The 25,062-nt window shown below is 47.4% G+C and carries 26 protein-coding genes; 18 read left to right on the top strand and 8 right to left on the bottom strand.

Annotated features, from left to right (window positions below; translation table 11 throughout):
* Positions 1-122: 122 nt before the first annotated feature.
* Positions 123-1,130 (top strand): DHH family phosphoesterase, encoded by a 1,008-nt coding sequence (locus JUB15_RS12490; RefSeq protein WP_207512823.1) that lies wholly within the window; start codon positions 123-125, stop codon positions 1,128-1,130.
* Between the two features lie 19 nt (positions 1,131-1,149).
* Positions 1,150-2,118, top strand: a complete 969-nt coding sequence (locus JUB15_RS12485) for an FKBP-type peptidyl-prolyl cis-trans isomerase (protein ID WP_207512822.1) — start codon at positions 1,150-1,152, stop codon at positions 2,116-2,118.
* A gap of 155 nt (positions 2,119-2,273) precedes the next feature.
* Here JUB15_RS12485 and folP read toward each other — a convergent pair whose 3' ends face one another.
* On the bottom strand, positions 2,274-3,101 hold the full coding sequence (gene folP / locus JUB15_RS12480; RefSeq protein ID WP_207512821.1) for a dihydropteroate synthase: 828 nt from the start codon (positions 3,099-3,101) through the stop codon (positions 2,274-2,276).
* Between the two features lie 306 nt (positions 3,102-3,407).
* Between folP and JUB15_RS12475 the strand changes: the two genes are divergently transcribed.
* The 3 genes from JUB15_RS12475 to JUB15_RS12465 all read left to right on the top strand — a co-directional run bounded on the left by JUB15_RS12475 (position 3,408) and on the right by JUB15_RS12465 (position 6,792).
* Complete coding sequence (locus JUB15_RS12475; protein WP_207512820.1) at positions 3,408-4,571, top strand: BT_3928 family protein; 1,164 nt, start codon at positions 3,408-3,410, stop codon at positions 4,569-4,571.
* A 135-nt stretch (positions 4,572-4,706) separates the two neighbouring features.
* Positions 4,707-5,756, top strand: coding sequence for an ABC transporter permease (locus JUB15_RS12470; RefSeq protein ID WP_207512819.1), 1,050 nt, complete (start codon positions 4,707-4,709; stop codon positions 5,754-5,756).
* Between the two features lie 139 nt (positions 5,757-5,895).
* On the top strand, positions 5,896-6,792 hold the full coding sequence (locus JUB15_RS12465) for an SMP-30/gluconolactonase/LRE family protein (RefSeq protein WP_207512818.1): 897 nt from the start codon (positions 5,896-5,898) through the stop codon (positions 6,790-6,792).
* A gap of 221 nt (positions 6,793-7,013) precedes the next feature.
* On the opposite strand, the gene JUB15_RS12460 is transcribed toward JUB15_RS12465, so the two are convergent.
* Both JUB15_RS12460 and recF read right to left on the bottom strand, forming a co-directional pair.
* Positions 7,014-7,295 carry a DciA family protein gene (locus JUB15_RS12460; RefSeq protein ID WP_207512817.1) on the bottom strand — a complete coding sequence of 94 codons (282 nt, stop codon included), beginning with the start codon at positions 7,293-7,295 and terminating at the stop codon, positions 7,014-7,016.
* Positions 7,296-7,444: 149 nt separating this feature from the next.
* Complete coding sequence (recF, locus tag JUB15_RS12455; protein ID WP_207512816.1) at positions 7,445-8,527, bottom strand: DNA replication/repair protein RecF; 1,083 nt, start codon at positions 8,525-8,527, stop codon at positions 7,445-7,447.
* An 889-nt stretch (positions 8,528-9,416) separates the two neighbouring features.
* Here recF and pdhA point away from each other — a divergent pair.
* The 7 genes from pdhA to JUB15_RS12420 all read left to right on the top strand — a co-directional run bounded on the left by pdhA (position 9,417) and on the right by JUB15_RS12420 (position 14,348).
* Positions 9,417-10,412 carry a pyruvate dehydrogenase (acetyl-transferring) E1 component subunit alpha gene (pdhA, locus tag JUB15_RS12450; RefSeq protein ID WP_207512815.1) on the top strand — a complete coding sequence of 332 codons (996 nt, stop codon included), beginning with the start codon at positions 9,417-9,419 and terminating at the stop codon, positions 10,410-10,412.
* Positions 10,413-10,467: 55 nt separating this feature from the next.
* Positions 10,468-11,163 carry a tetratricopeptide repeat protein gene (locus tag JUB15_RS12445; protein ID WP_207512814.1) on the top strand — a complete coding sequence of 232 codons (696 nt, stop codon included), beginning with the start codon at positions 10,468-10,470 and terminating at the stop codon, positions 11,161-11,163.
* A gap of 102 nt (positions 11,164-11,265) precedes the next feature.
* The gene (gene ribH, locus JUB15_RS12440; RefSeq protein WP_207512813.1) at positions 11,266-11,769 is read left to right on the top strand and encodes a 6,7-dimethyl-8-ribityllumazine synthase; all 504 of its coding nucleotides are present in this window, start codon (positions 11,266-11,268) and stop codon (positions 11,767-11,769) included.
* Between the two features lie 71 nt (positions 11,770-11,840).
* Positions 11,841-12,566, top strand: coding sequence for a (Fe-S)-binding protein (locus tag JUB15_RS12435; RefSeq protein ID WP_207512812.1), 726 nt, complete (start codon positions 11,841-11,843; stop codon positions 12,564-12,566).
* 165 nt (positions 12,567-12,731) lie between these two features.
* Positions 12,732-13,166, top strand: a complete 435-nt coding sequence (gene bamJ / locus JUB15_RS12430) for a BamJ family beta-barrel-assembly machinery protein (protein WP_207512811.1) — start codon at positions 12,732-12,734, stop codon at positions 13,164-13,166.
* 93 nt (positions 13,167-13,259) lie between these two features.
* Positions 13,260-13,619: a hypothetical protein gene (locus JUB15_RS12425; RefSeq protein WP_207512810.1), complete on the top strand. Its 360-nt coding sequence runs from the start codon at positions 13,260-13,262 to the stop codon at positions 13,617-13,619.
* 45 nt (positions 13,620-13,664) lie between these two features.
* Complete coding sequence (locus tag JUB15_RS12420; RefSeq protein ID WP_207512809.1) at positions 13,665-14,348, top strand: hypothetical protein; 684 nt, start codon at positions 13,665-13,667, stop codon at positions 14,346-14,348.
* Positions 14,349-14,482: 134 nt separating this feature from the next.
* Here JUB15_RS12420 and JUB15_RS12415 read toward each other — a convergent pair whose 3' ends face one another.
* The 4 genes from JUB15_RS12415 to JUB15_RS12400 all read right to left on the bottom strand — a co-directional run bounded on the left by JUB15_RS12415 (position 14,483) and on the right by JUB15_RS12400 (position 17,464).
* Positions 14,483-14,698: a type II toxin-antitoxin system RelE/ParE family toxin gene (locus JUB15_RS12415; RefSeq protein WP_207512808.1), complete on the bottom strand. Its 216-nt coding sequence runs from the start codon at positions 14,696-14,698 to the stop codon at positions 14,483-14,485.
* The gene (locus JUB15_RS12410; RefSeq protein ID WP_207512807.1) at positions 14,692-14,907 is read right to left on the bottom strand and encodes a hypothetical protein; all 216 of its coding nucleotides are present in this window, start codon (positions 14,905-14,907) and stop codon (positions 14,692-14,694) included. Before JUB15_RS12410 ends, JUB15_RS12415 begins: the two co-directional genes overlap by 7 nt.
* Before the next feature lie 167 nt (positions 14,908-15,074).
* Positions 15,075-17,321, bottom strand: a complete 2,247-nt coding sequence (locus tag JUB15_RS12405) for a TonB-dependent receptor (RefSeq protein ID WP_207512806.1) — start codon at positions 17,319-17,321, stop codon at positions 15,075-15,077.
* A 2-nt stretch (positions 17,322-17,323) separates the two neighbouring features.
* Positions 17,324-17,464, bottom strand: a complete 141-nt coding sequence (locus tag JUB15_RS12400) for a hypothetical protein (protein WP_207512805.1) — start codon at positions 17,462-17,464, stop codon at positions 17,324-17,326.
* Positions 17,465-17,663: 199 nt separating this feature from the next.
* Here JUB15_RS12400 and JUB15_RS12395 point away from each other — a divergent pair, with 199 nt between their 5' ends.
* From JUB15_RS12395 to JUB15_RS12370, 6 genes are all read left to right on the top strand, one after another.
* Positions 17,664-18,071, top strand: a complete 408-nt coding sequence (locus tag JUB15_RS12395) for an EVE domain-containing protein (protein WP_207512804.1) — start codon at positions 17,664-17,666, stop codon at positions 18,069-18,071.
* A gap of 234 nt (positions 18,072-18,305) precedes the next feature.
* The gene (locus tag JUB15_RS12390) at positions 18,306-18,458 is read left to right on the top strand and encodes a hypothetical protein (RefSeq protein WP_207512803.1); all 153 of its coding nucleotides are present in this window, start codon (positions 18,306-18,308) and stop codon (positions 18,456-18,458) included.
* 12 nt (positions 18,459-18,470) lie between these two features.
* Entirely contained in the window at positions 18,471-19,385 is a 915-nt protein-coding gene (locus tag JUB15_RS12385) for a DUF4349 domain-containing protein (RefSeq protein ID WP_207512802.1), read from the top strand.
* Between the two features lie 261 nt (positions 19,386-19,646).
* Positions 19,647-20,333 carry an SIR2 family NAD-dependent protein deacylase gene (locus tag JUB15_RS12380; protein WP_207512801.1) on the top strand — a complete coding sequence of 229 codons (687 nt, stop codon included), beginning with the start codon at positions 19,647-19,649 and terminating at the stop codon, positions 20,331-20,333.
* 143 nt (positions 20,334-20,476) lie between these two features.
* Positions 20,477-22,093, top strand: a complete 1,617-nt coding sequence (locus JUB15_RS12375) for a DUF1800 domain-containing protein (protein WP_207512800.1) — start codon at positions 20,477-20,479, stop codon at positions 22,091-22,093.
* A gap of 10 nt (positions 22,094-22,103) precedes the next feature.
* Positions 22,104-23,384: a DUF1501 domain-containing protein gene (locus JUB15_RS12370; RefSeq protein WP_207512799.1), complete on the top strand. Its 1,281-nt coding sequence runs from the start codon at positions 22,104-22,106 to the stop codon at positions 23,382-23,384.
* On the opposite strand, the gene JUB15_RS12365 is transcribed toward JUB15_RS12370, so the two are convergent.
* Complete coding sequence (locus JUB15_RS12365) at positions 23,377-24,888, bottom strand: saccharopine dehydrogenase C-terminal domain-containing protein (RefSeq protein WP_207512798.1); 1,512 nt, start codon at positions 24,886-24,888, stop codon at positions 23,377-23,379. The genes JUB15_RS12370 and JUB15_RS12365 overlap by 8 nt on opposite strands.
* Positions 24,889-25,062 lie beyond the last annotated feature (174 nt).

Raw genomic sequence — 25,062 nt, 5'->3', positions numbered from 1 at the left:
TCGTAAAAGGACAATTGCTAAAAATATCGCTTTCGACGTTGCGGCAACCACAAACAACAAACCACCAACCACAAACTGCTTTTGGTGTTTGGGTTTTATTTCTGCAACTTTGCTGCCGCTCCATGAAACCTATACAAGACATATATTCACATTTAACAACCCCACGCAATGTGGTGATAACCACGCATCAGAAACCTGATGCGGATGCCATGGGCAGCTCCCTGGCCATGTATCATTTTTTAACCTCCTTTGGCCATTCTGTAACCGTAGTGTCACCTACCAACTGGGCAAAATGGCTCGACTGGATGCCGGGAAGCGCTACCGTGATCGATTACGAGCTGCAGCGCGACCGTGGGGAAGCCGCCTTACAGCAGGCCCAATGGGTGTTTTGCCTCGATTTCAATGTGCTCATCCGCACCAAACACATGGCCAACTCTTTGCGCCAGGGTGCCTTTGACCGCATTCTTATCGATCACCACCAGCAACCCGAGACAGCCATTTTTACCTGGGGCGTCAGCGACACCGCCAAAAGCAGCACCTGCGAAATGGTGTATGATTTTATCGTTGGCAGCGGCCATAGCGACCGCATTACACCAGCCATTGCCGATTGCCTGTATGCCGGGGTAATGACCGATACGGGGTCCTTCCGCTTTCCTTCGGCCAGCGCCTCTGTGCACCGCATGGTGGCCGATCTGAAAGACCGCGGATTACAGCATACCCTGGTGCATGAGAACATTTACGATAATTTTCTCGAGAACCGGCTCCGCTTCATCGGGCACATCCTGCTGCACCGGATGGACCTGTTCTACGAATACAATACAGCCCTGATCGCCATATCTAAAAAAGATCTGTTGCGATTTGAGATCAAGACCGGAGATACAGAAGGACTGGTGAACTTCCCCCTCAGCATTCAGGGTATTAAACTGGCTGCCCTGGTCATTGACCGGGACGAGGAAAGGAAATGGAGCTTCCGCAGCAAGGGAGATTTCGATGTGAATACTTTTGCCCGCACCTATTTTGAAGGCGGAGGCCATTACAACGCTTCCGGCGGCCGCAGCAGCGCTTCGCTCGACGTCACCGTGCAGCATTTCATTGAAGCTATGAAGGAAAACGCATTGCAGTTACAATAAAATTCTATCTAATAAAAAAATGAAAAGATCAACTATTTTATTAAGCGCCCTTTCAGTGCTGTTGTTGTCGACGGCCTGTAAAAACAGCGGGTTCAAAAAAACACAGAGCGGTTTGCTTTACAAGATCGTTTCTACCGGAAGCGGCCCAAAGGTTAAACGTGGTGATGTCATAAAACTTCAGTTCGTACATAAATTAAGGGATTCTGTACTGGCCAGCTCTTATGAGCAAATGCCTTTCTATGCAAAGGTCGACAGTGTAGGACCTGTATATGATCCGCAGGAAATTTTCACCATGCTGCGCAAAGGCGACAGTGCGGTGGTGATCCGCCTGGCCGACAGCCTGGCTAAAAAACAGGGCATGCTGCCTGAGTTCATCAAACCAAAAGATAAACTCGTTCTTTCTTTCAAGGTGGTTGAAATATTCACCGTTGACAGCCTTGCTCAGCGCGACCAGATGACTGAAATGCAGGCTGCGCAAAAAAGACAATCTGAAAAGCTGGAAAGCCTGAAAGGCCCCAAAGTGAAGGAGATTGAAGAATACCTCACTAAAAACAAGATCCAGTACCAAAAAGGTCCTGAAGGCACTTTCATTGAAATAAAAGACCCGGGTAACGGCGCCCAGATCGATTCCGGTAAATATGCGTCTATCCGCTATACCGGAAAAGTATTCCCTTCCATGAAAGTGTTTGAAAGCAATATGGAAGCAGGTAAAGAGCCTTTCAACGTTCAGGTAGGGACCCACGCGGTTATTCCTGGTTGGGATGAAGGCCTGAAATATTTCAAACAGGGCGGAAAGGGAACCTTGTACATTCCGTTCTTCCTGGCTTATGGTGCACAGCCTGGTCCCGGCGGCAAACAATACGAAAACCTGGTTTTTGATATTGAAGTAGCCAAAGTAAGCGATACAGCGCCCAAACAGGCTATGCCGAATATTCCCATGCCGCAGCAACAGCAGCAACATGGCGCGGGCGACGGACATAATCATTAATACACCCCCAGACCCTTAAAAGGGGCTTGAAATACATTAAAGGCATGTTATCTGATGGTAACATGCCTTTTTATTTATTAAGAGACTTGTAAACTGGTGATTTAATTACGGCTTTTCAAGGTGCGCCAGCAGTTCCCCCTTTAGGGGGTTAGGGGTTAGGGGGTTAGGGGGCGTAACAGCGTGATCGCTTCCTTCGCCTCCTTCACATCATGCACTCTTATGATGCTGGCGCCGTTCAACAGGCCAACGGTGTTCAAGACAGTCGTGCCGTTCAATGCTTCCTGCGGGGTTATGCCCAGGGTTTTCCATACGGTCGATTTGCGGGAAAGCCCGATGAGGATCGGTTTGTTCAATATTTTGAGGGTGGCCAGTTCTTTCAGCAGGGTGAAATTGTGCGCCTGGGTCTTGGCAAAGCCAAAACCGGGATCGATGATCACATCGGTAATGCCTGCCTGATGACATTCGGCTGTTTTTTGAATAAAAAAATCGAGCACTTCGCGGGTCACATGCTCATAGGTGGCATGTTGCTGCATGGTGGCGGGTGTGCCTTTGATATGCGTGCAAACGTAGGGAACCTGCAGGGCGCCGGCGGTGGTGATTATCTTGGGGTCAATGAGCCCGGCGCTGATATCATTCACGATGGAAGCCCCTGCGGCGACCGCTGCTGCAGCTACCTCCGCGTAATAGGTATCGATGGAAATTATTGCTTCCGGAAAATTGTAATGCAGCGACTCAACAGCGCCGATCACCCGTTGCAGTTCTTCGGCAGCCGAAATGGTGGTGCTGTTGGGGCGGGTGCTTTGCCCGCCAATATCCAGGATATCGGCGCCGGCCTTCAGCATTCGTTCGGCCTGCTTCAGCACCCCCGATTCGCCCATAAAACGGCTGCCTTCATAAAATGAGTCGGGCGTGGTATTGATGATACCCATCACCAGCGGTTTATCAATTACCAGTAAACGGCCTTTACAATTCAGCGTAAACATTTATAGTTTGTTCATTACATTTGATGTGTTAAAGGTAGGTTGATAAGTTGATAGAGGTGACAAAGTTGATGGGAAAGTTAAAGCTTGGTCGAGAAGTTAAGGAATTGACGATTGACTTGCTCAGGAAGAAGGAAGTAAATGTTTGGCAGGAAATTTTTACGATTGCGCGGCTGTCCGGCATTGTGCGTTTCACGTCTGCCGTCTGCCGTTTCACCATTCACCATTCACCATTGACCATTCACCATTGACCATTGACCATTGACCATTCACCATTGACCATTCTCCGTTCATGTTACAATATCTTATATGAGAATATTACTGACTATAACCCGTATCGTAGTAGGCGTTCTGTTTATCTTTTCAGGCCTGGTCAAAGCCAATGACCCGCTCGGACTGAGCTATAAAATGCAGGAGTTTTTTGAAGTGTGGGGTTGGGGCTTCCTGGATAATTACACCCTGGCCTTCTCGGTAGCCATGATCGCTTTTGAGATCATTGCGGGTGTGGCTGTACTGGTAGGCTGGCAAATGCGCCTGTTCAGCTGGCTGCTGTTGCTGCTGATTGTTTTCTTCACCTTTTTGACGGGGTATGCCCTTTTCAGCGGAAAAGTTCGTGAATGCGGTTGTTTTGGCGACTGTATTCCATTAACGGCCGACCAGTCGTTCATGAAAGACCTGATCCTGCTCGTACTCATCGGTTTTATTTTCTGGAAACGGAACAGCATTCAACCGGCATTGAATACAACTTACAGTCTGGTAGCGCTTTTCTTTACTACGGTCTTTTCCTTTGCCTTCCAGTGGTTCGTGCTCGTGCACCTGCCCGTAAAGGATTGTCTGCCCTATAAGATCGGCAATAATATTGTTGAAAAAATGCAGCCGCCGCCCGGCTCCATTCCCGATAGCACGGTCATTAGTTTTGTTTATGAGAAAGCAGGCAAACAGGTTGAGTTCACTGCGGATAATTTCCCCGCAGATTATGATGAAGCAACCTATAAGTTCGTAAAGCGGTACGATAAAGTAGTGCGTAAAGGCAATGCTTCTCCGGCCATCAAAGATTTCTCCCTGCAAACCTATTTCGGTAACGATACCACACAGGCACTGTTGAATGAAGATCAATACCAGTTGTACCTGTTCCTGAAGAATGGCTACACCCTCGGTGAATGGACCAATGTGCTGAACGCGGTGATGCGCAGTGCAGAGCAGAAACATATTAAGGGTTACCTGGTTACCAATGTGCCTTTAGAAACCCTGCGGGTGAATCCGCCGGATGTGTTTTATGCGTTTATGCCGCTGCGTTGCGACGCCACCGCTATTAAAACGGCGGCCCGCGCCAACCCGGCCTTGTTCCTGGTTAAGAAAGGAACTATCCTGAATAAATGGAGTTATGCCGACCTGGAGAATGCCTTGCTTGTTGTAAACAACTTACCAGGCAATGTAGCTAAAACAAACGGTGAGCAGTTGGGGAAGAAATAAGGTTGAGGGAGTTGCCGGTTCCCGGTTTCCGGTTGCCAGGGTCTTTATGCAACTTACTGACAAATCTTGTATTTCCCGGTAACCGGTAACTGGTAACCGTTAGATTCACTTAGCATCGATTTAAAAAGAACGAACTTGATCAAATACTTCACACGACGGATCCTGTATGGCCTATTGGTAATGCTTGGCGTAATAGTGCTGGTATTTTTATTGTTCCAGGGTTTTGCCGATCCATCGAGGCTGATCATGGGCCAGCGGGCAGATGCTGCTACGCAGGAAAACATCCGCCGCGAACTGTATCTCGATCAACCCAAATGGAAACAGTTCGTGTTGTTCATGAACGACCTGTCGCCCATAGCCATTCATACAGATAGCGAAATTCAAAAGAAGCAGTTGAAAGGCATCTTTATAGGCGGTGATGTTAACCTGGCCATTAAACTGCCTTATTTACGCCGTTCTTACCAAACCCGCAAAAATGTGGGCGAGGTATTGATGGAAGCCCTTCCCGGCACGTTGCTGCTGGCGGTAGCGGCCATGTGTATTGCCGTTATTTTGGGCATTCCGTTGGGCGTGCTGGCGGCCGTGAAGAAGGATACCTGGCTGGACACTTCGGCCATTTTTACCAGTGTGCTGGGCATCTCAGCGCCTTCGTTCTTTATGGGCATTGTGATTGCCTACCTGTTTGGATTTGTCTGGAGCCAGTATACCGGGCTGCACATGACCGGCAGCTGGCGCGATATGGATGAAGTGACCGGAAGGCCATTCTGGTCTTTACAAAACCTGTGGCTGCCTGCTATTACGCTGGGCATTCGTCCATTGGCCATCATAACGCAGCTCACCCGCAGCGCCATGCTCGATGTGCTGAACCAGGATTATATCCGGACAGCCTATGCCAAGGGATTATCAAAGGGGGTAGTGATCTGGAAACATGCTTTGCGCAATGCGTTGAACCCGGTGATCACCGCTATTACCGGCTGGTTTGCCGAATTGCTTGCCGGTGCTTTTTTTGTAGAATACATTTTTGGCTGGAAAGGAATCGGTAAAGTAACGGTAGATGCGTTGGAGAAACTGGATTTTCCGGTAGTGATGGGATCAGTATTGATCACTTCATTCTTTTTTATCCTGGTGAATATTCTGGCTGATGTATTGTATGCGGTTGTTGATCCAAGAGTGCGATTGGAATAAAAAAGAGTTGTTCAGTTATTCAGTTATTCAGTTATTTAAATCTCGCGACTGTATTCAAACTGAAGACTTAATAACTCAATAACTTATGAACTGAATAACTTATGAACTAACAAACAAAGAACTAAGATTAATCAATAATATGAAAAGAATCATTCTGGCTCTCGCTGCACTTGCTGTAATAGCCGGCTGCCATCGTAAACATAACCCGCAGAAGGAGTTTGGCAAATCCTTATTCCGGGCGTATGATCATACGGCTGAAAACCTGTTTACCAGGAATTGTGAAGGGCCTGCTGTTGATAAAGAAGGGCGCTTGTTCGTGGTGAACTATGAAAAAGACGGCACGATCGGACTGGTACAACCGGATGGTAAAGTAGAGTTGTTTGTGACCCTGCCCAACAAAAGTGTGGGCAACAGCATTCGCTTCAAGGCCGACGGTAATATGCTGGTCGCTGATTTCGTGGAGCACAATGTGCTGGAAGTGGATCCCGTTACCAAAGCCGTAAGCGTCTATTGTCACGATGACCGTTTTAACCAGCCGAACGATCTTTGCATCAGCAAAAAAGGCATAGTGTATGCGTCAGATCCCAACTGGCAGAAACAGACCGGCCAGGTATGGAAGATAGGTACCGACCGCAAAGCCGTGCTGTTGAAAGAGAACCTGGGCACTACGAATGGCATTTGCTTAAGTCCCGACGAAAAGATCCTCTATGTGAATGAAAGTGTTCAGCGCCGCATCCTGGCATTTGAACTCGATAATAAAGGCAATATAAAAAGTCAACGCACTTTTGCCACCTTCACCGATTTTGGCATGGATGGAATGAAATGCGACAGCAAAGGCAACTTATATGTTACCCGTTATGGAAAAGGCACCGTGGCCATTTTTAACGACGGTGGCCGCCAGATCCAGGAAGTGGAATTGAAAGGAAAAGATGTAAGTAATATAACCTTCGGCGGCAAAGACGACAAAACCTGTTTTGTTACTTTGCAGGATAGAAAATGTATTGAGAAATTCAGGACCGATATAGCAGGAAAGTAGATTTCTGATTTCTGATTTCGGGATTTCTGATTTTGCGATTTTGGGATTTTGCGATTTTGGGATTTTGGGATTTTCAGATTTTGCGATTTCTGAATTTCTGATTTGGGGATTTTGCGATTTCGAGATTTTGGGATTTTGAGATTTTGGGATTTTGAGATTTATCGGTAGTTCCGAATGTGAGCAAATCTCAAAATCAAGAAATCTCGAAATCAGAAATCGTTTTATTGGATGACAACGTCCTTCACCGCATTCTCCCCCAGGGTTTCATTCACCCTTTTAATGATATTTTCTTTCTGATACAGCAGCTCCTGCTTCAGCGGGGCCATGCTGGTGGTTATATACAGGGTCTTACCCTGGATCTGGATCTTATCGGTGTATTTGGCAATGGTTTTACCCATGATCTGTTCCCACACATCTTCAATTTGCAATGCCTGGATATAACCTTTCAATTTGCTCTGGTTAAGAAAGTATTTTAAGGCGTCGCCTAGAGACTGTTCACCCATTGTTGGTTTAATTTCACGTGTGAAGGTAAGAAAGTAAATTTAGAGATTTCGGGGATTTTAAGATCGCCGGCAGGCAGGTTTCGGTATTTATTATACGGCGAATAAAGTGAAATCTCAAATCAGGAAATCTCAAAATCAGCAATAATAGTTTACAAACAAATTAACTGGTATTTAAGCCCTAGATTATCAAAGTGAAGTTTGATACGATCAGCGTGCGTGTCGGTGATAAAAACCTGTCCCAGGTTCTGCACACACACATGGTCGAGCAGGTTATGCATGCGACCGGCATCGAGCTTTTCGAATACGTCATCGAGCAGGAGCAGGGGCGGAAATTGTTTTGCCTGTTTCAGCGTCTCAAATTCGGCCAGTTTCATGGCGAAGAGCAGGCTTTTTCTTTGCCCCTGCGACGCCAGTGATTTGAAGGGCTGATTATTGAGCTGCGTATTGATGTCGTCGCGATGAATACCACCACTGGTGCGTTGCAGTAAGCAGTCCTTCTGGCGTAAACGCTGTAACAATTGGGGCAGGGAAATTTCGTGCAGCTGGCTTTCGTAATGGAGGGCCAGCGGTTCGGCTTGTCCGGCGATCTGCGTATAAAATGCCGATACCAGGGGCAGAAAAGTTTTCAGGAATTCATTCCTTTTCCGGTAAATGGCATCGCCATAGCGGGCGAGTTGTTCGTCGTAAACATCGAGCAGTTTGTAGTCGGTGATCTTTTTTTCGGCCAGCGATTTTAAGAAGCCATTGCGTTGCTGCAAGACCTTGTTATAATCCATTAGCTGCTGCAGGTAACCGGCGTCGAGCTGGGAGAGCAGGGCATCGAGCAGGCGGCGGCGTTCTTCACTGCCGCCGGTGATGATCTGCACATCGTCAGGAGCGATTATTACGCAGGGGAGTTTGCCGATATGTTGAGCGAATTTCTCATAGGGTTCGTCGTTCACAGAAAATTCCTTGCGACCTGTTTCGCGCAGGATACAAACCACTTTCAGCGGGTCGTTTTGTATACTGAAATGCCCTTCGACCCGAAAGCCGCCCGATCCGTGTAAGATGTTCTGGCTGTCGCTTCTCGTAAAATAGCTTTTGGTAAAACAGCAATAATAGATGGCGTCGAGCAGGTTGGTCTTGCCAACGCCGTTCGGTCCGCAAATGCCTACGATCCTTTCAGTGAAAGGGAAATTGCGGGTTTCGTAGTTTTTAAACTGGGTGAGAGATATGTTTTTTAGTAAAAGCAAATTGGCCGCAATATAAACATTCCAATAAAATCGTTTTGCTAAACGTGCTTTGGGTCATTACAAGGCTGCAATGAACCGATGTTAGCTTGTTATGAACCGTTTCCGCGTGTTATTTCACCGCTGTAAGCTGTTATTGTATCATAACAGGCCGGTATTGTAACGAAACGGCTTGCTATGATATCGTTGCAGGCTGCTACGTCATCGTTGCAGCCTGTTTTGCTGACATTGCAGGTGCTAAACGGATAATAACAGCCTGCAATGATAAGCATTCACGCTGCAATGATCCGAAGCCGGCAGGAAACGATCCGAAGTCAGGCTGAAATGATGAAATTTCAGGTGTTATATGGTCATTGCAGCTTGAAATGATCTTAAAACAGGTTGAAAACATTTCAATTACAGCTGAATCGGCATCATATCAGGTTGTTTTGATATAAATGCAGGCTGATATGACAACATTCCAGCCTGCAACGACCTAATAGCAGGCAGCTTCGATCCATAACGGGCAAACAATGATCCGAAGTCAGCCGGTTATACCTCTTAGCAGCCGGGCAGTGCAGCGAAGCAGGACGGAAATGATCCAAATCAGGCAGATATTGACCCGTATTCACCTGTTTCCGGTTCATAGCAGGTCGGTAACGGTCAAATGGTAACCGGTAACCGGTACTGGCAGCCCGCATCCACGATTTTTCACGGAAATATGTCCTAAATACGGCCGTGCCAGCCATTTTTCTTCCAAACAACTGGCTATCAAACCATATATTAGGCTTAAAATCTCATTTCCCCATTCCATATTTCCCATTCTTACCCTATCTTTGCCCCCGCCTTTGCCAGCCTGCCCCGACGCGAGTCAGGAGGCCTCGGCGGGGTTAAAACCTCAAATTTTTTTACTGTGGCTTCGAAATTCTCCAAAGAAACGTATTTGTACTGGTATGAGTTAATGCTCTTGATCCGTCAATTTGAACTGGCAGCCGAAGAAAAATATAAAATGGAAGGTAAGATCCGCGGCTTTTTCCACGCCTATGTAGGGCAGGAAGCAATTGCCGCCGGTGTTATGACGGCCACCCGCCAGGAAGATCCATTCGTAACCGCTTACCGCGATCACGGTCTGGCCCTGGCCAAAGGCATGAGCCCTGAAAGCTGTATGGCCGAACTGTACGGTAAAGCAACCGGTTGTGCCAAAGGTAAAGGCGGAAGTATGCACTTTTTTGGAAAAAAAGAATACTTCTTCGGTGGCCATGGTATCGTGGGCGCCCAGATTGGAACCGGAGCCGGTTTGGCATTTGCCGAAAAATACAAGGGCACTGACAATGTTTCATTGACCTTCTTTGGTGATGGCGCTGCCCGCCAGGGTATTTTGCATGAGGTATTCAATATGGCCATGACCTGGAAATTGCCAGCGATCTTCATTTGCGAAAACAACAATTACGCCATGGGTACGTCGGTAACCCGTACCAGCAACGTACATGATATTTTTAAACTGGCCGATGCGTATGAAATGCCGGCCGATTCTGTGGATGGCATGAGCGCTGAAGCGGTACATGATGCCATTTCCCGCGCCGTGAAAAGAGCCCGTGAAGGCGGTGGACCAACTTTACTGGAGATCAAAACCTACCGCTATAAAGGTCACTCCATTTCTGACCCGCAGAAATACCGTACCAAAGAAGAAGTAGAAGAATACAAACAACGTGACCCCATCCAGCTGGTACTGAATACCATTCAGAAAAATAAATACGCCACCAAGGACGAAATTGCAGCCATCGATAAACGGGTGAATGATAAAGTTGCGGCAGCGGTGAAATTTGCCGAAGAGTCGCCTTTCCCAACGGAAGATGAAGTGCTGAAAGACATCGTGATGACGCCTGATTATCCGTTCATCGTTGATTAATATACAGATTCAATACCTAAGTAAACAACATTAACAACTAAAACAATACAAATTCATGGCAACTGACGTTAAACAAGTGCCAGAACAACCAGTAGAAAAAACAACCGAAGAAAGAGTGGTGGATTCCGCCCGCGATTTCTGGGGTAGGAATAATAAACTTATTACTTACGTGTTGGCCGGTCTGGTGGTGATCGTAGGCGGTTATTTTGCCTATAGCAAATTTGTCAAAGGACCTGCAGAGGCCAAAGCGGTTGAAGCGATCTGGAAAGCCGAAGACTATTTCAGGCAGGATTCTTTTAAACTGGCTTTGAATGGTGATGGCGTGAACGGTGGTTTTTTGAAGGCCATCAAGAACCACAGCGGCACCAAAGCTGGTAACCTGGCTAAATTTTATGCCGGCGCCTGCTACCTGCACCTGGGCGATTATAACAATGCGATCAAACACCTGAAGGATTTTTCTACCGACCAGGTTGAAGTTGAATTGCGCGCCACCGGATTGCTGGGTGACGCCTATTCTGAACAGGGAAAAAAACAGGAAGCGATCGATTATTATAAAAAGGCCGGTACCATGTTCAATGAGGATGATGTGAATTCTCCTGAGTACCTGTTCCGCGCAGCCATGCTGAGCCAGGAACTGGGCAAGAACAAAGAGGCTATCGAGCTGCTGCACACGATCAAGGATAAATATCCTAATAGCCAGCGTGCTTTTGAGGTAGATAAATACCTGGGTAAGTTAGGAGACTTAAACTAGGGTTACCAGGTACCAGTTACCAGTTGCCGGGATTTTGAAACCGGTCGCGGCGAAGCCGCGAAGAACTGGAAACCGGAAACCGGTAACCGGAAACCGAATAAAATGGCTGAAGTAAGCAATAGCAAGTTATTACAGATAGACGCAGGCATTCTCAACACGAATGCCTGTGTTGTTATAGTACGCACCGAATGGAATGCCGCCATCGTTGATGAGCTGGAAAAAGGCTGCCATACCATCCTGAAGCAGGCCGCCGTTAGATCTGTGAAAGTGATCACCGTGCCCGGCGCTTTTGAGATCCCGTTCGGCATTAAAAGTTATTGGGACGCGAACAAATACAAAGATGACCGTCCCTGTGCATTCATCGCCCTCGGCTGTGTGCTGCGTGGCGACACCCCCCATTTCGATTATGTATGCCAGGGCGTAACCAATGGGGTTACCCAATTGAACCTGTCCTTACCCGTGCCCGTTATCTTTGGCATCCTGACAGTAGATAACGATCAACAGGCACAGGAACGCATTGGCGGAAAACACGGACATAAAGGCGAAGAAGCCGCCATCACTGCGCTTAAAATGATCGCATTAACGCATTCATACAAACAACAATAAAGTTTACAGGGTGAGCGGTTGCCTTCCGGTAATAGCGGCAGGCGGAACACCACCTTTAAAAGGGGATTTCCATGAAGGTTCAATTATTTATACCCTGCTTCGTAGACCAGTTGTTCCCGCAGACAGCCTTTAATATGGTAAAAGTGCTGGAGAAAGCAGGTTGTACCGTAACGTATAATACCAACCAAACCTGTTGCGGACAGCCCGCATATAATGCCGGGTTCTGGGACGATGCCCGCGAGGTGTGTTCCAAATTCATCAAAGATTTCAGCGGATCGAGCACTGATTACGTAGTGGCGCCCAGCGCATCCTGCGTTGGTTTTGTTCGGAACTATTACGAAACGCTTTTTGAAAATACGCCACAGATGAGCGAGGTGATGCGGTTGAAGAAAAGAACCTTCGAGTTCACCGACTTCCTGGTAAACGTGCTGAAGGTTGAAAATGTAGGCGCCAGCTTATATGCCAAAGCCACTTACCATGACTCCTGCGCCGGTTTGCGCGAATGCAGGATCAAGCAGGAGCCGCGTAAATTATTGTCGAATGTAAAAGGACTGGAACTGGTGGAAATGACCGATGTGGAAACCTGTTGCGGTTTTGGCGGAACTTTCGCCGTGAAATTCGACCCCATTTCCATTGGTATGGCCGATCAGAAAAGCATCAATGCCAAAAATACCGGTGCCGAATGCATCATTTCTACGGACCTGTCGTGCCTGATGCACATCGATGGACATATCCGTAAAAAAGGGATGGGATTACAAACCATGCATATCGCAGATGTGTTGGCCAGTGGTTGGTAAAGCCCCCTAACCCCCTAAAGGGGAAAAAGGTGTTAGAGGTACAAGTTGCAGGGAAAACATGTTCCCTGTTATGTTAACCGGGTGGTGCAATCCCTGAACCCTGAAACCTGTAACAGTTGCCTGATATGAAAAGCAACAATCCATAACATTACAAACATTTATTGTATGGGCATTGCAGACCGTTTATTTCAACAACGAAAAGAAAAAGCAGCAGCTAATTTGAAAGCCGGTAACGACTTTCTGGAAGCAAATAAACAAAAACCCGGCATTGTGGCTTTGCCCAGCGGGTTACAATATGAGATCATCACCGAAGGTACTGGCGCCAAGCCAACAGCTACCAGCAATGTGACCTGTCATTACCACGGTACACTCATCGATGGCACTGTATTCGACAGTTCAGTACGCCGTGGCCAGCCGGCCACTTTCCCGTTGAACCGGGTAATCAGGGGCTGGACGGAAGGGCTGCAACTGATGCCTGTCGGCAGCAAATGGCGCTTTTTCATTCCGCCGCACCTGGGCTATGGTGAGCAACAGGTAAGTGCACAGATCGGTCCGAACAGCACGCTGATATTTGAAGTGGAGCTGTTGGGAATAAAGTAGCGTAAAAAATAAGATGTACAATATACAGTGCCACGGTCGTCCTGAAAAGGAAGGCTGTGGCATTGTTGTTCCAGCATAAAATAACCTGTTACTATGAACAACAAGAGGGTACTTTTCATGCTTGCTTTCGCGGCCCTGGTGTTTACGGGCTGTGGCTTCGACAATATGGAAAAGCAGGCGAGTAAACAATTCGGCGACCAGCATTTTAAAACAGCTATTGCATTGATAGAATTGCATAAGGTTCGCTTTGGTGAATATCCCGCATCGCTTGAGAGTATAAAGTATACCGGCCAATGGGATCAGATCGTATGGTCGGCTGTCAAATACAAAAAGCTGGACACCGGCTATGAACTTGACCTCACCAATGGGCTGATGTCCCTGCCTGAAAACCTGGAATATCCGGCCGAATTCTGGCAGGGGCTTGGACTTGTAAGATCAAATTTGAAAAAGTAACTTGAGTGGCGGTTCACCAGGACCGTCCTCTAAAGACCTTTTAGTATGAGCCGTTATGCTACGTACGAAAAATTCTTCAACCCCGAACAGGCAGCGCCGGTGCTGTCTGTATTAAAAGAGCAGCGTATTCCCCATGAATTTGCGGCGATCGGGAAACAGGTTGACCAGCTGATCACCGGCGGAGGACCTGCCTACTTATATGAGGTCAGAATGCCTGCCGATCAGTTTGAAACGGTCAACCGGTTGTTGCGTGAAAAAATGCACGTCCATCTTGATGACATAGACCCTGATCATTATCTGTTCAGCTTTGATGATATTGAGTTGGTGGAGATCCTTAAAAAACCCGATGAATGGGGCCGGCTCGATTATGCGATTGCCCGGGAGATCCTGGAAAGCCGCGGCATTGTTTACACGAACGAAGAGCTCGATGGCCTGTGGAATAAAAGAATGGAAACATTGGCCCGGCCTGCGACTGATGGTGGCCGTTGGATCACTGCCGGCTATTTCTTTTCTGTGGTGGGCGGATTCATTGGCATTTTGATCGGTCTGGTCCTGATGCAATCGACCAAGACCTTACCCAACGGCAGCAGGTATTATATTTATGATAAACGCACCCGCAGGAATGGGAAAACCATTCTTTTTATTTCTGTAATTGTAACTGCGATCAATCTTACCTTGGCGCTGACAAGGTCATTTACTATCGTTAAGCATAACTGGATTGGCTGGTGACGGGTGGTTAATAGTTGGTTCGAGTTCTTTGATTCGAATTGCAGTCGGACAACAGCATGGTTTATATGATAATGGAGATCGCCGGGTATGTCTTAAACGCACTATCCTTATTTGATCGTGCATTATCCTGTAGGTTATTCTATAATGATAAATTTCAAAACCCGCCAGGTGCCATCGTTACCATTCTTATACTTATCCGGGGGATATTTTTCGGGATGTCTGGGAAGATCGAGTGTTATATCAATAATTTCATCCCTAACCTTAGCTGCATTTTGGGGAGAATCTTCCCGAATATATTCGTAAGCTTTTAATAATTGGTTTTGTGCTCGCTTACTCCAAAAAGTTACCATTTACTGGCTTCTCTTTTTAAATCAGCTGCAGTGATGTAATCTCCTTTCTCGATCTCTGCATTGCCATCTTCCAGGTCCTGATTATATTCATCCAGCGTTTGGGGCTTTTCAGAAGTTTTGAAAGCAATACCCATTAATTTTAACGTGCGAATAAGCCACTCTCTTTTTGAACTGTCCTTTATTTTATCGATGTCAATTATTAGCTCCATTATTTTATGTTTATTTATTTCTGCGGATCACACACCTACCAAAATTAATATTTTTTAGCGAATTTCGGAATTGCAAACGACGTAGAAATGCATCCAATTGGCTGATCTTAATGAGTTGATTTGTATATCATTATACTGCCTTCTCAACTTGGCCGGTCTACCGCTCACTAAAAAAACACCGCCAGCTTCAACCGCGCAAAGAACGGCGTTCCCGGCGTAAAATGGATCTCGGAAACAGGATCAGGCTCGTCTTTCAACCGGGATTCGGTATCAAACTGCGTTTCATTCCATTTCACATTGAACGGGTTTTCGATTTCCAGTCCAACCTCGTATTTCTTTTTGGTATAATTAACTGACAGATCGCTAACGGTATATCCTTTAGCTACAACCGAATTGTCTTCGTTGGCGGCGCGATCATTCATGAACCTGTAACGCAGGCTGCCATTTAATCCGTTCTTTAATTGAAAGTTCAGTCCGCCGGTGCTCGTAAAATTGGGCGCCAGCGGAATATACTGTTCGCCTTTGGGTTCATCAACACTGCGGGGTTTGGCCAGGTTTACATTGGCATCGGCAAACAGCCAGTTGTTGAACTGGTAACGGGCAGAAAGGTCGAGGCCGATCCTTCGGGTCTTGCCACTGGGCTCCACCACGCCTTCATCGCCTACGTAAACAAATTCCTGTTGCAAATACAAATACCAGGCAGCTACATTCAACAGCAGGTTGCGGGTGGGTTTCAACAATACGCCAACATCGGCTCCGTAAGCGGCCGGTAATATGTCATACCCCTGGTTAAATACCACTACGCGGGCATCATTCGAGTGGAAGCCTTTACCTGTTTTTACATACAGTTGTGTGTTGGTATTGAGTGTGTATTGAATATTCACCTTGGGACTTACAATAACTTTCTGCCGGTCGGGCGATTGATCTGCGTTGAGCTGATCGTTATAATGAAAATTGAAATAATCGAGGCGGGCGCCGATATTGAAGCGCCACCTGTTCTTTTCAATGCTTTGGTCGGCATAGGCACAAGCATTGGCTTCGCGGATATCGCCCAGCTGGGTATATTCCAACACCGTGTTGCGGTTGGTGGTATGCGATAATTCCGTATTCCGCGTTTGATCGAGGCGGAAACCGGCGCCATAAACCGATTGCACATTCCAGCTGCCCAGGCTGGTTTCGTGCGAAAGCTTGGAATGGTAACCATAAATATGCCGGCCCTCCCGCTGGCGGATCTGATCACCATTTACCGGATCGTTTAAAAAGAACGTGAAATTGGAATGCAGGTTGAAATTGTAGTTGCTGTAAAATGCGTGGTTTTCCCAGGTGGTATTGGGCGATAAATAACTGGTGAGCCGTGCACTGGCATTGGTTCTGTTCGTATAACCGCCTTCGGTATTGTCGAGATAACCAAACCTGCCGATGAGGCCGCTTTTTACTGCCCGCTCAGGTATTTGACCCGATGCATCCCAGTCGCTGTTGAGGGTAGAAGCGATCAGGGTGAGTTTATTATTGTTGCCAATCTGCGTATTGAATTTTGCAAATAAGTTGAAGCGGTTGAAATATTGCGGCGATTCAAAAGGACCATCCGAATAGAGGAACTCACCGGCCACGTAAGCATTGGTGCCTTTCTGTTTTAGCCTGTTGCTCAACAGGTCGATCATTGCCACGCCGCGCAATGTATTGAATTGACCGCCTTCCAGCTTTATGGTACTTTTATCGAGACTATTCACGGTGTTCATGCTTACATAACCGGCCGTGCCCAGGTTGCCGTATTGGGTGTAGTAGGGGCCTTTGCCATAATCCACGCTGCCGGTCAATTCCGGGATCAGAAAATGCAGATCGGCATAACCCTGTCCATGCGCATGCGATACCATGTTTACCGGTAAACCGTCTACTGTTACGTTGATGTCGGTGCCATGGTCAATATCGAAACCGCGTAAAAAGATCTGTTCGGCTTTACCACCGCCCTGGTGTTGCCCGATGAACAGTCCGGGTACCGTGCGTAAGAGATCCTGTGCCGATCGAACCGGCTGCAGGTTCAGGTCGATCTTACTGATCGTATGAAATGAAGCGGCGGTCGACTGCGGCGTAATTACCACTTCCTGCAGGTTAACCGGTCCTTTTTCCATTTCAACAACAATGGTATTATTACCGGTTGTTGTGATTTCTTTGGTGGTAAAACCTATAAAAGAAACGATCAATATGCCATCGTTTTTGTGATTTGCCAGATTGGTTAAAGCGAAATAGCCCTGTTGATTGGTAACCACACCCTGGGCGGCATTACGCCAGCGAACATACGCCAGTTCCAGCGGTTCCTTACTGTTTTTGTCAATGACGCGTCCCTGCACAGTGCCCTGGCTCCAGGAAGCATAGGTAGAAAAACAGATCAAAGCAGTTGTTATATATTTTTTCATAATCAGTTGAGCGCTTTTAATAAGGCACTATAGCTGCTGTCCGGTTCAGCCGCATCCAGCTGCGAAAGTAATAATTCAAAATCAGGAACCGGATGCCGTTGCTGTAAATAAGTAACGATCGTACGGGCACTGGACCCAGGCATTATGCAGGAAGAAAGCCCTGATAGAGATCAGGGCCTCGTAGGGAGTTCTTAGCTCCCGGATAACACCACATGATCGATCATAGTATGCATTTACGTTGGCCGGCGATCCTCAGATTGCAGCAACGAAGAAAAAGGCTGTTGCAGTGTCTGCCCGTTGGAAACGTAACTTTCCTTACATTCGCATTTATTATTATTGATTATGGCATACTGGCTGGTAAAATCTGAACCTTCTGTTTATTCCTGGGAACAATTTGAGAAAGACAAGCAGACCTTTTGGGATGGCGTACGCAATTACGCGGCCCGCAATCACCTGCGGTCGATGAAAAAAGGCGAGCAGGTTCTATATTATCATAGCAACGAAGGACTGGCCATTGTTGGAATTGCCAAAGTAGTAAAAGAAGCTTACCAGGATCCCTCCACAGATGATGACCGCTGGGTAGCCGTTGACCTGAAGCCCTATAAAAAGCTGGCCAATCCGGTTACATTAAATACCATCAAAAAAGATAAACGTCTTGCCAACATGGCCCTGGTTCGTATCAGCCAGTTATCGGTTCAGCCGGTCACTGATGAAGAGTGGGCCGCCATCATGGAACTGGCGGGACTGTAACGCCGGTTGCCAGTTACCGGTTGCCGGTTGCCTGTTACCGGTTACCGGTTGCCGGTTACCGGTTGCCAGGCACCGATGCCCGCCTTCGCAAAAGCCTCGGACGGGCAAGCGTTTTGCGTTAAGCGTTTTGCGTTAAGCGTTAAGCGTTTTGCGTTAAGCGTATTAACAATTCCTTTAGGTTACCTTTTCATCCCTTGGTAATTAATCATTACTGATTAACCTAAACATATTGCCATGTCAGCAACTACTGCCCGGGGAGCTCCCGGTAATGAAAATGCCATGTATAAATCGAAGCACGCGACAAGGAACGAACACAGCATTCAACATTTTCTCTTTCAAATCGTATGTAATTTTTCCCGCCCGGCATCTACAACAAAACACTTCTAAACACGTATAGCCATGAAATTACTTTTCCAATTACTGGCAGCATTGCTGCTCTGGCTCTTTATTGCCTGTAATAACAGTACAGAATCCGAAGCAAAAACGGCCGATATGGCAGTGGCTGAAAACAATACGCCTGCTGCCAGCGCCAATTACTATGGGGTTGCAGACACCACCGCACCTGTACCGGCTGCAGGTAATGAAGAACAGTCCAAACAAGCAGGTACAACCGCAACTGCTGCAACTATCGACTGGGATAAAAAGATCATCAAGAACGCCAGTTTAACGGTGGAAGCGAAGGATCATAAAACGTACAATGATTTTGTGCATGAGCAGATAAAAAGAACCGGTGGTTATATAGCCGAAGAAGAGCAGCATAAATCGGAGTATAAGATCGAAAACATCGTCACCATCAAAGTGCCTGTTGATCAGTTTGACAACCTGGTAAGCGCATTGACCGCCACAAAAGATGAAAATGTAGTGTCGCAAAAAGTCACTTCGCAGGATGTGACCGGTGAAGTGATCGACACCCGTTCCAGAACAGAAGCCAAACGGCAGATCAGGTTACGCTACCTGGAGTTACTGAAGCAGGCAAAAAATATGGAAGAGATCTTGAAAGTGCAGCAGGAAATTAACAACATCCAGGTAGAAATAGAGGCGGGCGCAGGCAGGGTAAATTATCTCACCCATGCTGCTGCCTACAGTACAATACAGTTGACCTTTTATGAGATCTTAAATCCCTCGGCCCAGTATGTAGATAAGCCTGGTTTCGGAAAAAGGGTACTGAATGCCCTCACCAATGGAATGGATTGGATAGGCGAGATGCTGATTGTAGTGCTTACCTTATGGCCATTGTGGTTATTGGCAGCATGTATCTGGTGGTTCTTTAAAAGATGGAAAGCGAGACCCACAACGGGCAACAACAGGCCGTAAGAATTTAGCGATTTCGGGATTTAAGGATTTTGAGATTTACCGGAAAGATCAAACCGGGGCAAATCTCAAAACCTGCCTGCCGGCAGGCAGGTCTCAAAATCCCGAAATCCCTAAATCTCGAAATCAGCAATCAAAAAGCGAGGTGTATTGAATTAAATCTCGAAATCCCTAAATCTCGAAATCAGCAATCAAAAAGCGAGGTGTATTGAATTAAATCCCGAAATCCCTAAATCTCGAAATCAGAAATCATATATTTGAAGCATGAGCAAAAAGAAGATCGTAGTATTGACCGGTGCGGGTATTAGCGCCGAAAGCGGACTGAAAACATTTCGTGACAGCGACGGCTTATGGGAAGGATATGATGTCCGGGAAGTGGCTACCCCGCGCGCATGGAAAAAGAACCCGGCCCTGGTACTGGAATTCTATAACCAGCGCCGCAGAAATGTACTTGAGGCGCAACCGAACGAAGCGCATATCGGATTGGCCAAACTCCAGGATGATTTCGATGTAACCATCATTACCCAGAATATCGATGACCTGCATGAACGCGCTGGTTCCAAAAAAGTATTGCATTTACATGGCGAAATCTTAAAGATGCGCAGTGAATTCAATGAATCGCTGGTCTATGAGATCCGCGGCGATATCAAGCTGGGCGACAAAGCCGCAGATGGCGCGCAGTTACGTCCGAATATCGTATGGTTCGAAGAACCGGTGCCTTTGATCGAATTAGCCATTCCGGTAGTGCTGGGCGCAGACATCTTCGTCGTAGTGGGCACTTCCCTGGTAGTGTACCCGGCGGCCGGTCTCGTGAACTATGCGCCGAGGGAAATTCCCAAGTATGTAATAGATAAGGTGATCCCCGCCACCAATTCGGTGTACAATGTCACAAACATCGAAAAACCGGCTACTGTGGGCGTTCAGGAATTGATTACCCTGTTAAAAAGGTAAGACCCGGCTGCAAATAACCGCATTCCGCATGTCAATAATTTTAATGCGGAATGCCCATTGCACATGACATTTCGTTCATATATTTTTGTAAGCGTGATAGCGCATTACGTGGACTGAATGGCATGTAATCTAAATTGTTTGCAATGGAAATTCCCGCTGTAACCTCATCCTTGAAAAAATACAAAGGCAAATGGGGCCCTCCTGAAGTGAAACATTTGCTGAAACGTACCTTGTTCGGCGCCCGTAAAGAAGACATCGATCTTTTTGCTTCCAAATCACTCCGCCACACTATTCAACATCTCCTGCATACTGAAGAACCAACGCCGGCGCCGCCCATCAATCATTATAACGACGAAAAGTATACCGACGAGGAAATTCAAGCCGGTGCTACCTGGATAACCGCTACCAAACTAAACGGTATGAACAGCGGCCGCAGAAGGAATTCCTTCAAGGCCTGGTGGCTGGGCTGTATGCTGAACCAGCAAACGACACTTCGCGAAAAAATGGTGCTGTTCTGGCATAATCATTTTGCCACCGAAATGAAAACGGTCGATAATCCCACCATGATCTACAAGCACAATGTGCTGCTGCGGCAATATGCTCTGGGCAATTTCAAGGCCATGGTACGGGCCATAACGGTTGATGCCGCCATGCTCAAATACCTGAACGGAAATGCCAATACCAGAAAGGCGCCTGATGAAAATTATGGCCGCGAACTGCAGGAGTTATTTACAGTAGGCAAGGGACCCGGCTCGCAATATACCGAGGAAGATGTAAAAGCTGCCGCCCGCGTCCTGACCGGTTTCCGCATCAACAACAAATCGCTGCCCGACATACACGGCGTATTTGACGCCGGCCGCCACGATGAAAGCGATAAACAATTCTCTGCTTTTTACAACAACCAGGTAATAAAAGGCCGTAAAGGGAAGGAAGGAGAGGCGGAGCTGGACGAATTGCTGGACCTTATTTTCCGGCAACCGGAAGTAGCCCGTTTTATCTGCCGCAAATTGTATCGTTTTTTTGTTTATCACCAGGTCGATGAGGCTTCGGAGAAAAACATCATTGAACCGCTCGCCCACACGTTCCGGCAAAACAATTATGACATTAAACCGGTGCTTGAAAGATTATTGAGCAGCCGGCATTTTTTTGATATGGGTAACCGCGGGAGCATCATTAAAAGCCCGGTCGATCTGGCGGTTGGCCTCTGCCGTGAATTCAATATAACATTTCCTGGTGAAGAGAGTTACGTAGAGCAATATAACTGCTGGTTCAATATTCAAACCATTGCTTCGCAAATGCAGCAGAATATCGGCGACCCGCCGAATGTGGCCGGCTGGCCGGCTTATTACCAGGAGCCGTTGTATGATAAATCATGGATCAGTTCCGATACATTGCCGAAGCGAACAGCCTTTACCGATCGTATGGTGAACAATGGGTTTGCCCGCACTAGTAAAAAGATCCTGATCGACCCGGTGTTGTACACAAAACAATTATCGGCGCCCGGTGATCCTAATAAACTTATCGATGAGCTGGCGGCCCTGTTGTATGCCGTCGAGTTGCCTGTTGAAGAAAAACAGTATATGAAAACCGGCATCCTTTTACAGGGATTGCAGGGCATGGCCAGTGATCATTACTGGACCGATGCGTGGAATAAATTACTGGAGAAACCAGCCGATGCGGCCAATGTCAGGAACGTTACCAATAAGCTGAAGAACCTGTTGAAATATATGATGAGCCTTCCCCAATACCAGTTAATGTAAAACCGCAACTATGAAACGCAGACAATTTTTACGGAACACGATCTCAGGCGTGGTGCTGCCCACTTTTCTGCAGGGTATTTCCCTGAAAGCCCTGGCAGGTACACCCGGCTTGCATGCCCGCCATGCCGTATTGAACGATGACCGCGTGCTGGTGCTTATTCAACTGGCGGGGGGCAATGATGGCATCAATACGGTGATCCCCTTCGATCAGTACAGTGCCTATACGGCAGCGCGCCCGAACATTTATCTGCCGGCCGAAAAAGTGTTGCGATTGAACGGCTTTGATGCCACCGCATTTAATCCGGCCATGGTGAATATGCAGCATTTGTTCAATGAAGGAAGGCTGGGAGTGGTGCAGGCCGTCAGTTATCCAAAGCCGAACTTCTCACATTTCAGGGCAACCGATATCTGGATGTCTGGTTCTGATAGTGATAAAGTAGTGTCGTCGGGTTGGGCAGGGCGTTTTTTACAGGATATATATCCGCAGTTCCCTGATAATTTCCCCAACGAGGTTATGCCCGATCCGCTGGCCATACAGGTAGGCGCTGTGGTGTCCACGGCCTTGCAGGGCCCCTTGTTTACGATGGGTATGGCCATCAGCAACCCGGCGGGCTTTTACAAGCTGGTAGAAGGAAAAGTGAATGTGAATGCCAACTCACGCTGGGGCGAGCAGCTGGACTATATAGAGCTCATGAGTCAGAAAACGGATCAATATGCTACGGTGATCAAAAATGCGGCACAAAAAGTAACGGCGCAATCACCAGTCTGGCCGGCTGCGGGTAAAAATCCGTTGGCCGATCAGTTAAAGATCGTGAGCCGCCTCATTGCAGGTGGACTGAAAACAAAAGTGTATATGGTAAGCACCGGCAGTTTTGATACGCATGCTAAACAAACGGAAACCGATACAACTACCGGAACGCATGCCAAACTGTTGCAGCGCGTATCGGAAGCTATTGGCGCATTTATGGCCGATCTGCAATTCCTGCAAACAGAACAACGGGTGATGGGCATGACCTTCTCGGAGTTCGGCCGCCGCATTAAAAGCAATGCCAGTGGCGGTACCGATCATGGCGCCGCGGCGCCGGTATTTTATTTCGGCCATGCCATAAAACCGGGGATCGTTGGCGCCAACCCGGTAATCCCGGAAAAAGTCAATGTGAACGACAACGTTCCCATGCAGTTTGATTTCAGGTCATTGTATACGTCGGTGCTGCAAAACTGGTTCAACATGCCGGCGCAGGACGTGCAGCAGATCCTGATGGGCGATTTTGCGCCGGTGCCTATTATATAATGGTATCCGTTTCATGAAAGCGGATGCCGTTCAATTCCAGTTCCCGGAGAACGGGGGTATAAATAGAAGACATAACGGGAATGTGCAATCCCTTTTCGGGCAGCTGTCCCTGTAAGATCTGCTTGGCGGCAATGGCCAGCGGCAGGCCGGTGGTTTTGGCAATGGCGGTGTTCAGGTGATCCTCGCCTTTTATCACCAGGCTGCTCGTAGCTATGTGTTGCTCACTGTTCAGCTCATATCCGATCTCATGTTGTAATACTACCAGGTCTTTATCGGCCGGCTGCAGTAACAGCTTTTGTTCCATGGCAAACTGCAATACATCAGCGGCGCTGCATGTTCCCTTATTGATCAGCGTTTGGTCGTCGTCCATGCCTAAAAAGAAAAGCTGTTTCATCGAGAGGTTGGCCTCGTGCATTTGTCCGGCCACCGTAGCTGCGGCCTGGGTCTTTATGGCATCGAGGTTTATGTCCATCAACTGCCCTTTGTTATCTACCATCATAAAATCCTGCAGGGCTTTTCTTTCATCTTCATTGGCGTCCTCTTCGGCTTCCAGCAGTTGTTGCAGCTTTTCGAGCAATTGTTTGGTTTGGGCAAAGCGGGCCGTCAGTTGTTTTTCGATCCATTCGCCAAAACCATGGCTGGCAAAATGTTCCTGGAAGAACTGTTGCAAAGAAACGCCGTCGGTATTGTATTGTTTCGTGACGTCGGTCAGTTTTAGCTCTACTACATTTTTCCAGCCAAAACAGAACTCGGGATACCGCAGGATCGTGCGCACAAAAGTGTGGGCATCAGCAAGTCCGTATAACGGCATATAATGCAGCGAATCGCGATTGGGATACCAGGCCAGGTAACCCAGTCCCGGGATCTGGATAACCCGGTTGGGATCGAATAATTGCTCGTACGACAGCCGGCAGATCGTGCCGTTCTCCTTGAACACAGCGCCGTCTTTACCCGCCAGCACTACGTTCTGGTAACCGCCTGTCATTTTATAATGCCAGGGATTGTTATCGCTTTCGGGCGAGATCAATCCGCCGCAGAATGATCTGAAAGAAGTGATGGTTCCGCCATTCGCTTTGATCCGGTGGATGTGTTGCATGGCATTCATATGATCGATGCCCGGATTGAGCCCCATTTCACAAAGGAATAAAAGTCCTTTTTCCTTGATCGCGGCATGCCAGGGCACCATGGCATTGTCGACATACGATGGCGTTAGTAAATTCTTTTTATGTTGTAAACAATCGGCAGCAATAAGCAGGTGCAGGGCAGGAGGGAGCAGCGAGATCACCAGATCGGCGCCTGTGATCAGTTGATGACGTTGTGTTTCATCTTCGGGTAAGAACAACACGGTTTGAATATGGTTGTCAGGAAGCGCAGGTGTATGTGCAGTTAAAGGAGGAACATCAGCAATGGTAATAAACCAGTTGTTTATTGCAGCTTCTTTTAACAGGTAACCGATCAACGAAGGGGAAGAGCCATTGGCACCAAACACTAGTATGCGCTTCATGTAAGAATTATATTAAATAAAGATACTTAAAAAGGCAAAAAGGAATGACAGCTAAAGCAATGGCCGGTTTAAGAGGCCCATTGTCGATTGTCGATTGACGATTGTCGGTTCACAAGGAGGGGCATAAAAAAAGCCGGTGATAAACACCAGCTCTTTTGGTTTTGAACCGTCCCT

The organism is Longitalea luteola, from assembly GCF_017356035.1.
In the GTDB taxonomy this organism is placed as follows: domain Bacteria; phylum Bacteroidota; class Bacteroidia; order Chitinophagales; family Chitinophagaceae; genus Niastella; species Niastella luteola.
Note: the sequence above shows the minus strand (reverse complement) of the source record. Positions and strands in the feature narration are given on the sequence as shown.

Bases quoted from the DNA above. Each gene is read 5' to 3' on its own strand.
- JUB15_RS12395 (WP_207512804.1), top strand. From the start codon at position 17,664: ATGGCATACTGGCTGGTAAAATCTGAACCTTCTGTTTATTCCTGGGAA.
- ribH (WP_207512813.1), top strand. From the start codon at position 11,266: ATGGCTGAAGTAAGCAATAGCAAGTTATTACAGATAGACGCAGGCATT.
- JUB15_RS12375 (WP_207512800.1), top strand. From the start codon at position 20,477: ATGGAAATTCCCGCTGTAACCTCATCCTTGAAAAAATACAAAGGCAAA.
- JUB15_RS12400 (WP_207512805.1), bottom strand. From the start codon at position 17,464: ATGCCTGGGTCCAGTGCCCGTACGATCGTTACTTATTTACAGCAACGG.
- JUB15_RS12460 (WP_207512817.1), bottom strand. From the start codon at position 7,295: ATGGGTGAACAGTCTCTAGGCGACGCCTTAAAATACTTTCTTAACCAG.
- JUB15_RS12490 (WP_207512823.1), top strand. From the start codon at position 123: ATGAAACCTATACAAGACATATATTCACATTTAACAACCCCACGCAAT.
- JUB15_RS12410 (WP_207512807.1), bottom strand. From the start codon at position 14,907: ATGGAGCTAATAATTGACATCGATAAAATAAAGGACAGTTCAAAAAGA.
- JUB15_RS12365 (WP_207512798.1), bottom strand. From the start codon at position 24,888: ATGAAGCGCATACTAGTGTTTGGTGCCAATGGCTCTTCCCCTTCGTTG.
- JUB15_RS12485 (WP_207512822.1), top strand. From the start codon at position 1,150: ATGAAAAGATCAACTATTTTATTAAGCGCCCTTTCAGTGCTGTTGTTG.
- JUB15_RS12475 (WP_207512820.1), top strand. From the start codon at position 3,408: ATGAGAATATTACTGACTATAACCCGTATCGTAGTAGGCGTTCTGTTT.
- JUB15_RS12465 (WP_207512818.1), top strand. From the start codon at position 5,896: ATGAAAAGAATCATTCTGGCTCTCGCTGCACTTGCTGTAATAGCCGGC.
- JUB15_RS12405 (WP_207512806.1), bottom strand. From the start codon at position 17,321: ATGAAAAAATATATAACAACTGCTTTGATCTGTTTTTCTACCTATGCT.
- JUB15_RS12415 (WP_207512808.1), bottom strand. From the start codon at position 14,698: ATGGTAACTTTTTGGAGTAAGCGAGCACAAAACCAATTATTAAAAGCT.
- JUB15_RS12390 (WP_207512803.1), top strand. From the start codon at position 18,306: ATGTCAGCAACTACTGCCCGGGGAGCTCCCGGTAATGAAAATGCCATG.
- JUB15_RS12435 (WP_207512812.1), top strand. From the start codon at position 11,841: ATGAAGGTTCAATTATTTATACCCTGCTTCGTAGACCAGTTGTTCCCG.
- JUB15_RS12380 (WP_207512801.1), top strand. From the start codon at position 19,647: ATGAGCAAAAAGAAGATCGTAGTATTGACCGGTGCGGGTATTAGCGCC.
- JUB15_RS12385 (WP_207512802.1), top strand. From the start codon at position 18,471: ATGAAATTACTTTTCCAATTACTGGCAGCATTGCTGCTCTGGCTCTTT.
- JUB15_RS12370 (WP_207512799.1), top strand. From the start codon at position 22,104: ATGAAACGCAGACAATTTTTACGGAACACGATCTCAGGCGTGGTGCTG.
- JUB15_RS12420 (WP_207512809.1), top strand. From the start codon at position 13,665: ATGAGCCGTTATGCTACGTACGAAAAATTCTTCAACCCCGAACAGGCA.
- folP (WP_207512821.1), bottom strand. From the start codon at position 3,101: ATGTTTACGCTGAATTGTAAAGGCCGTTTACTGGTAATTGATAAACCG.
- JUB15_RS12425 (WP_207512810.1), top strand. From the start codon at position 13,260: ATGAACAACAAGAGGGTACTTTTCATGCTTGCTTTCGCGGCCCTGGTG.
- JUB15_RS12445 (WP_207512814.1), top strand. From the start codon at position 10,468: ATGGCAACTGACGTTAAACAAGTGCCAGAACAACCAGTAGAAAAAACA.
- bamJ (WP_207512811.1), top strand. From the start codon at position 12,732: ATGGGCATTGCAGACCGTTTATTTCAACAACGAAAAGAAAAAGCAGCA.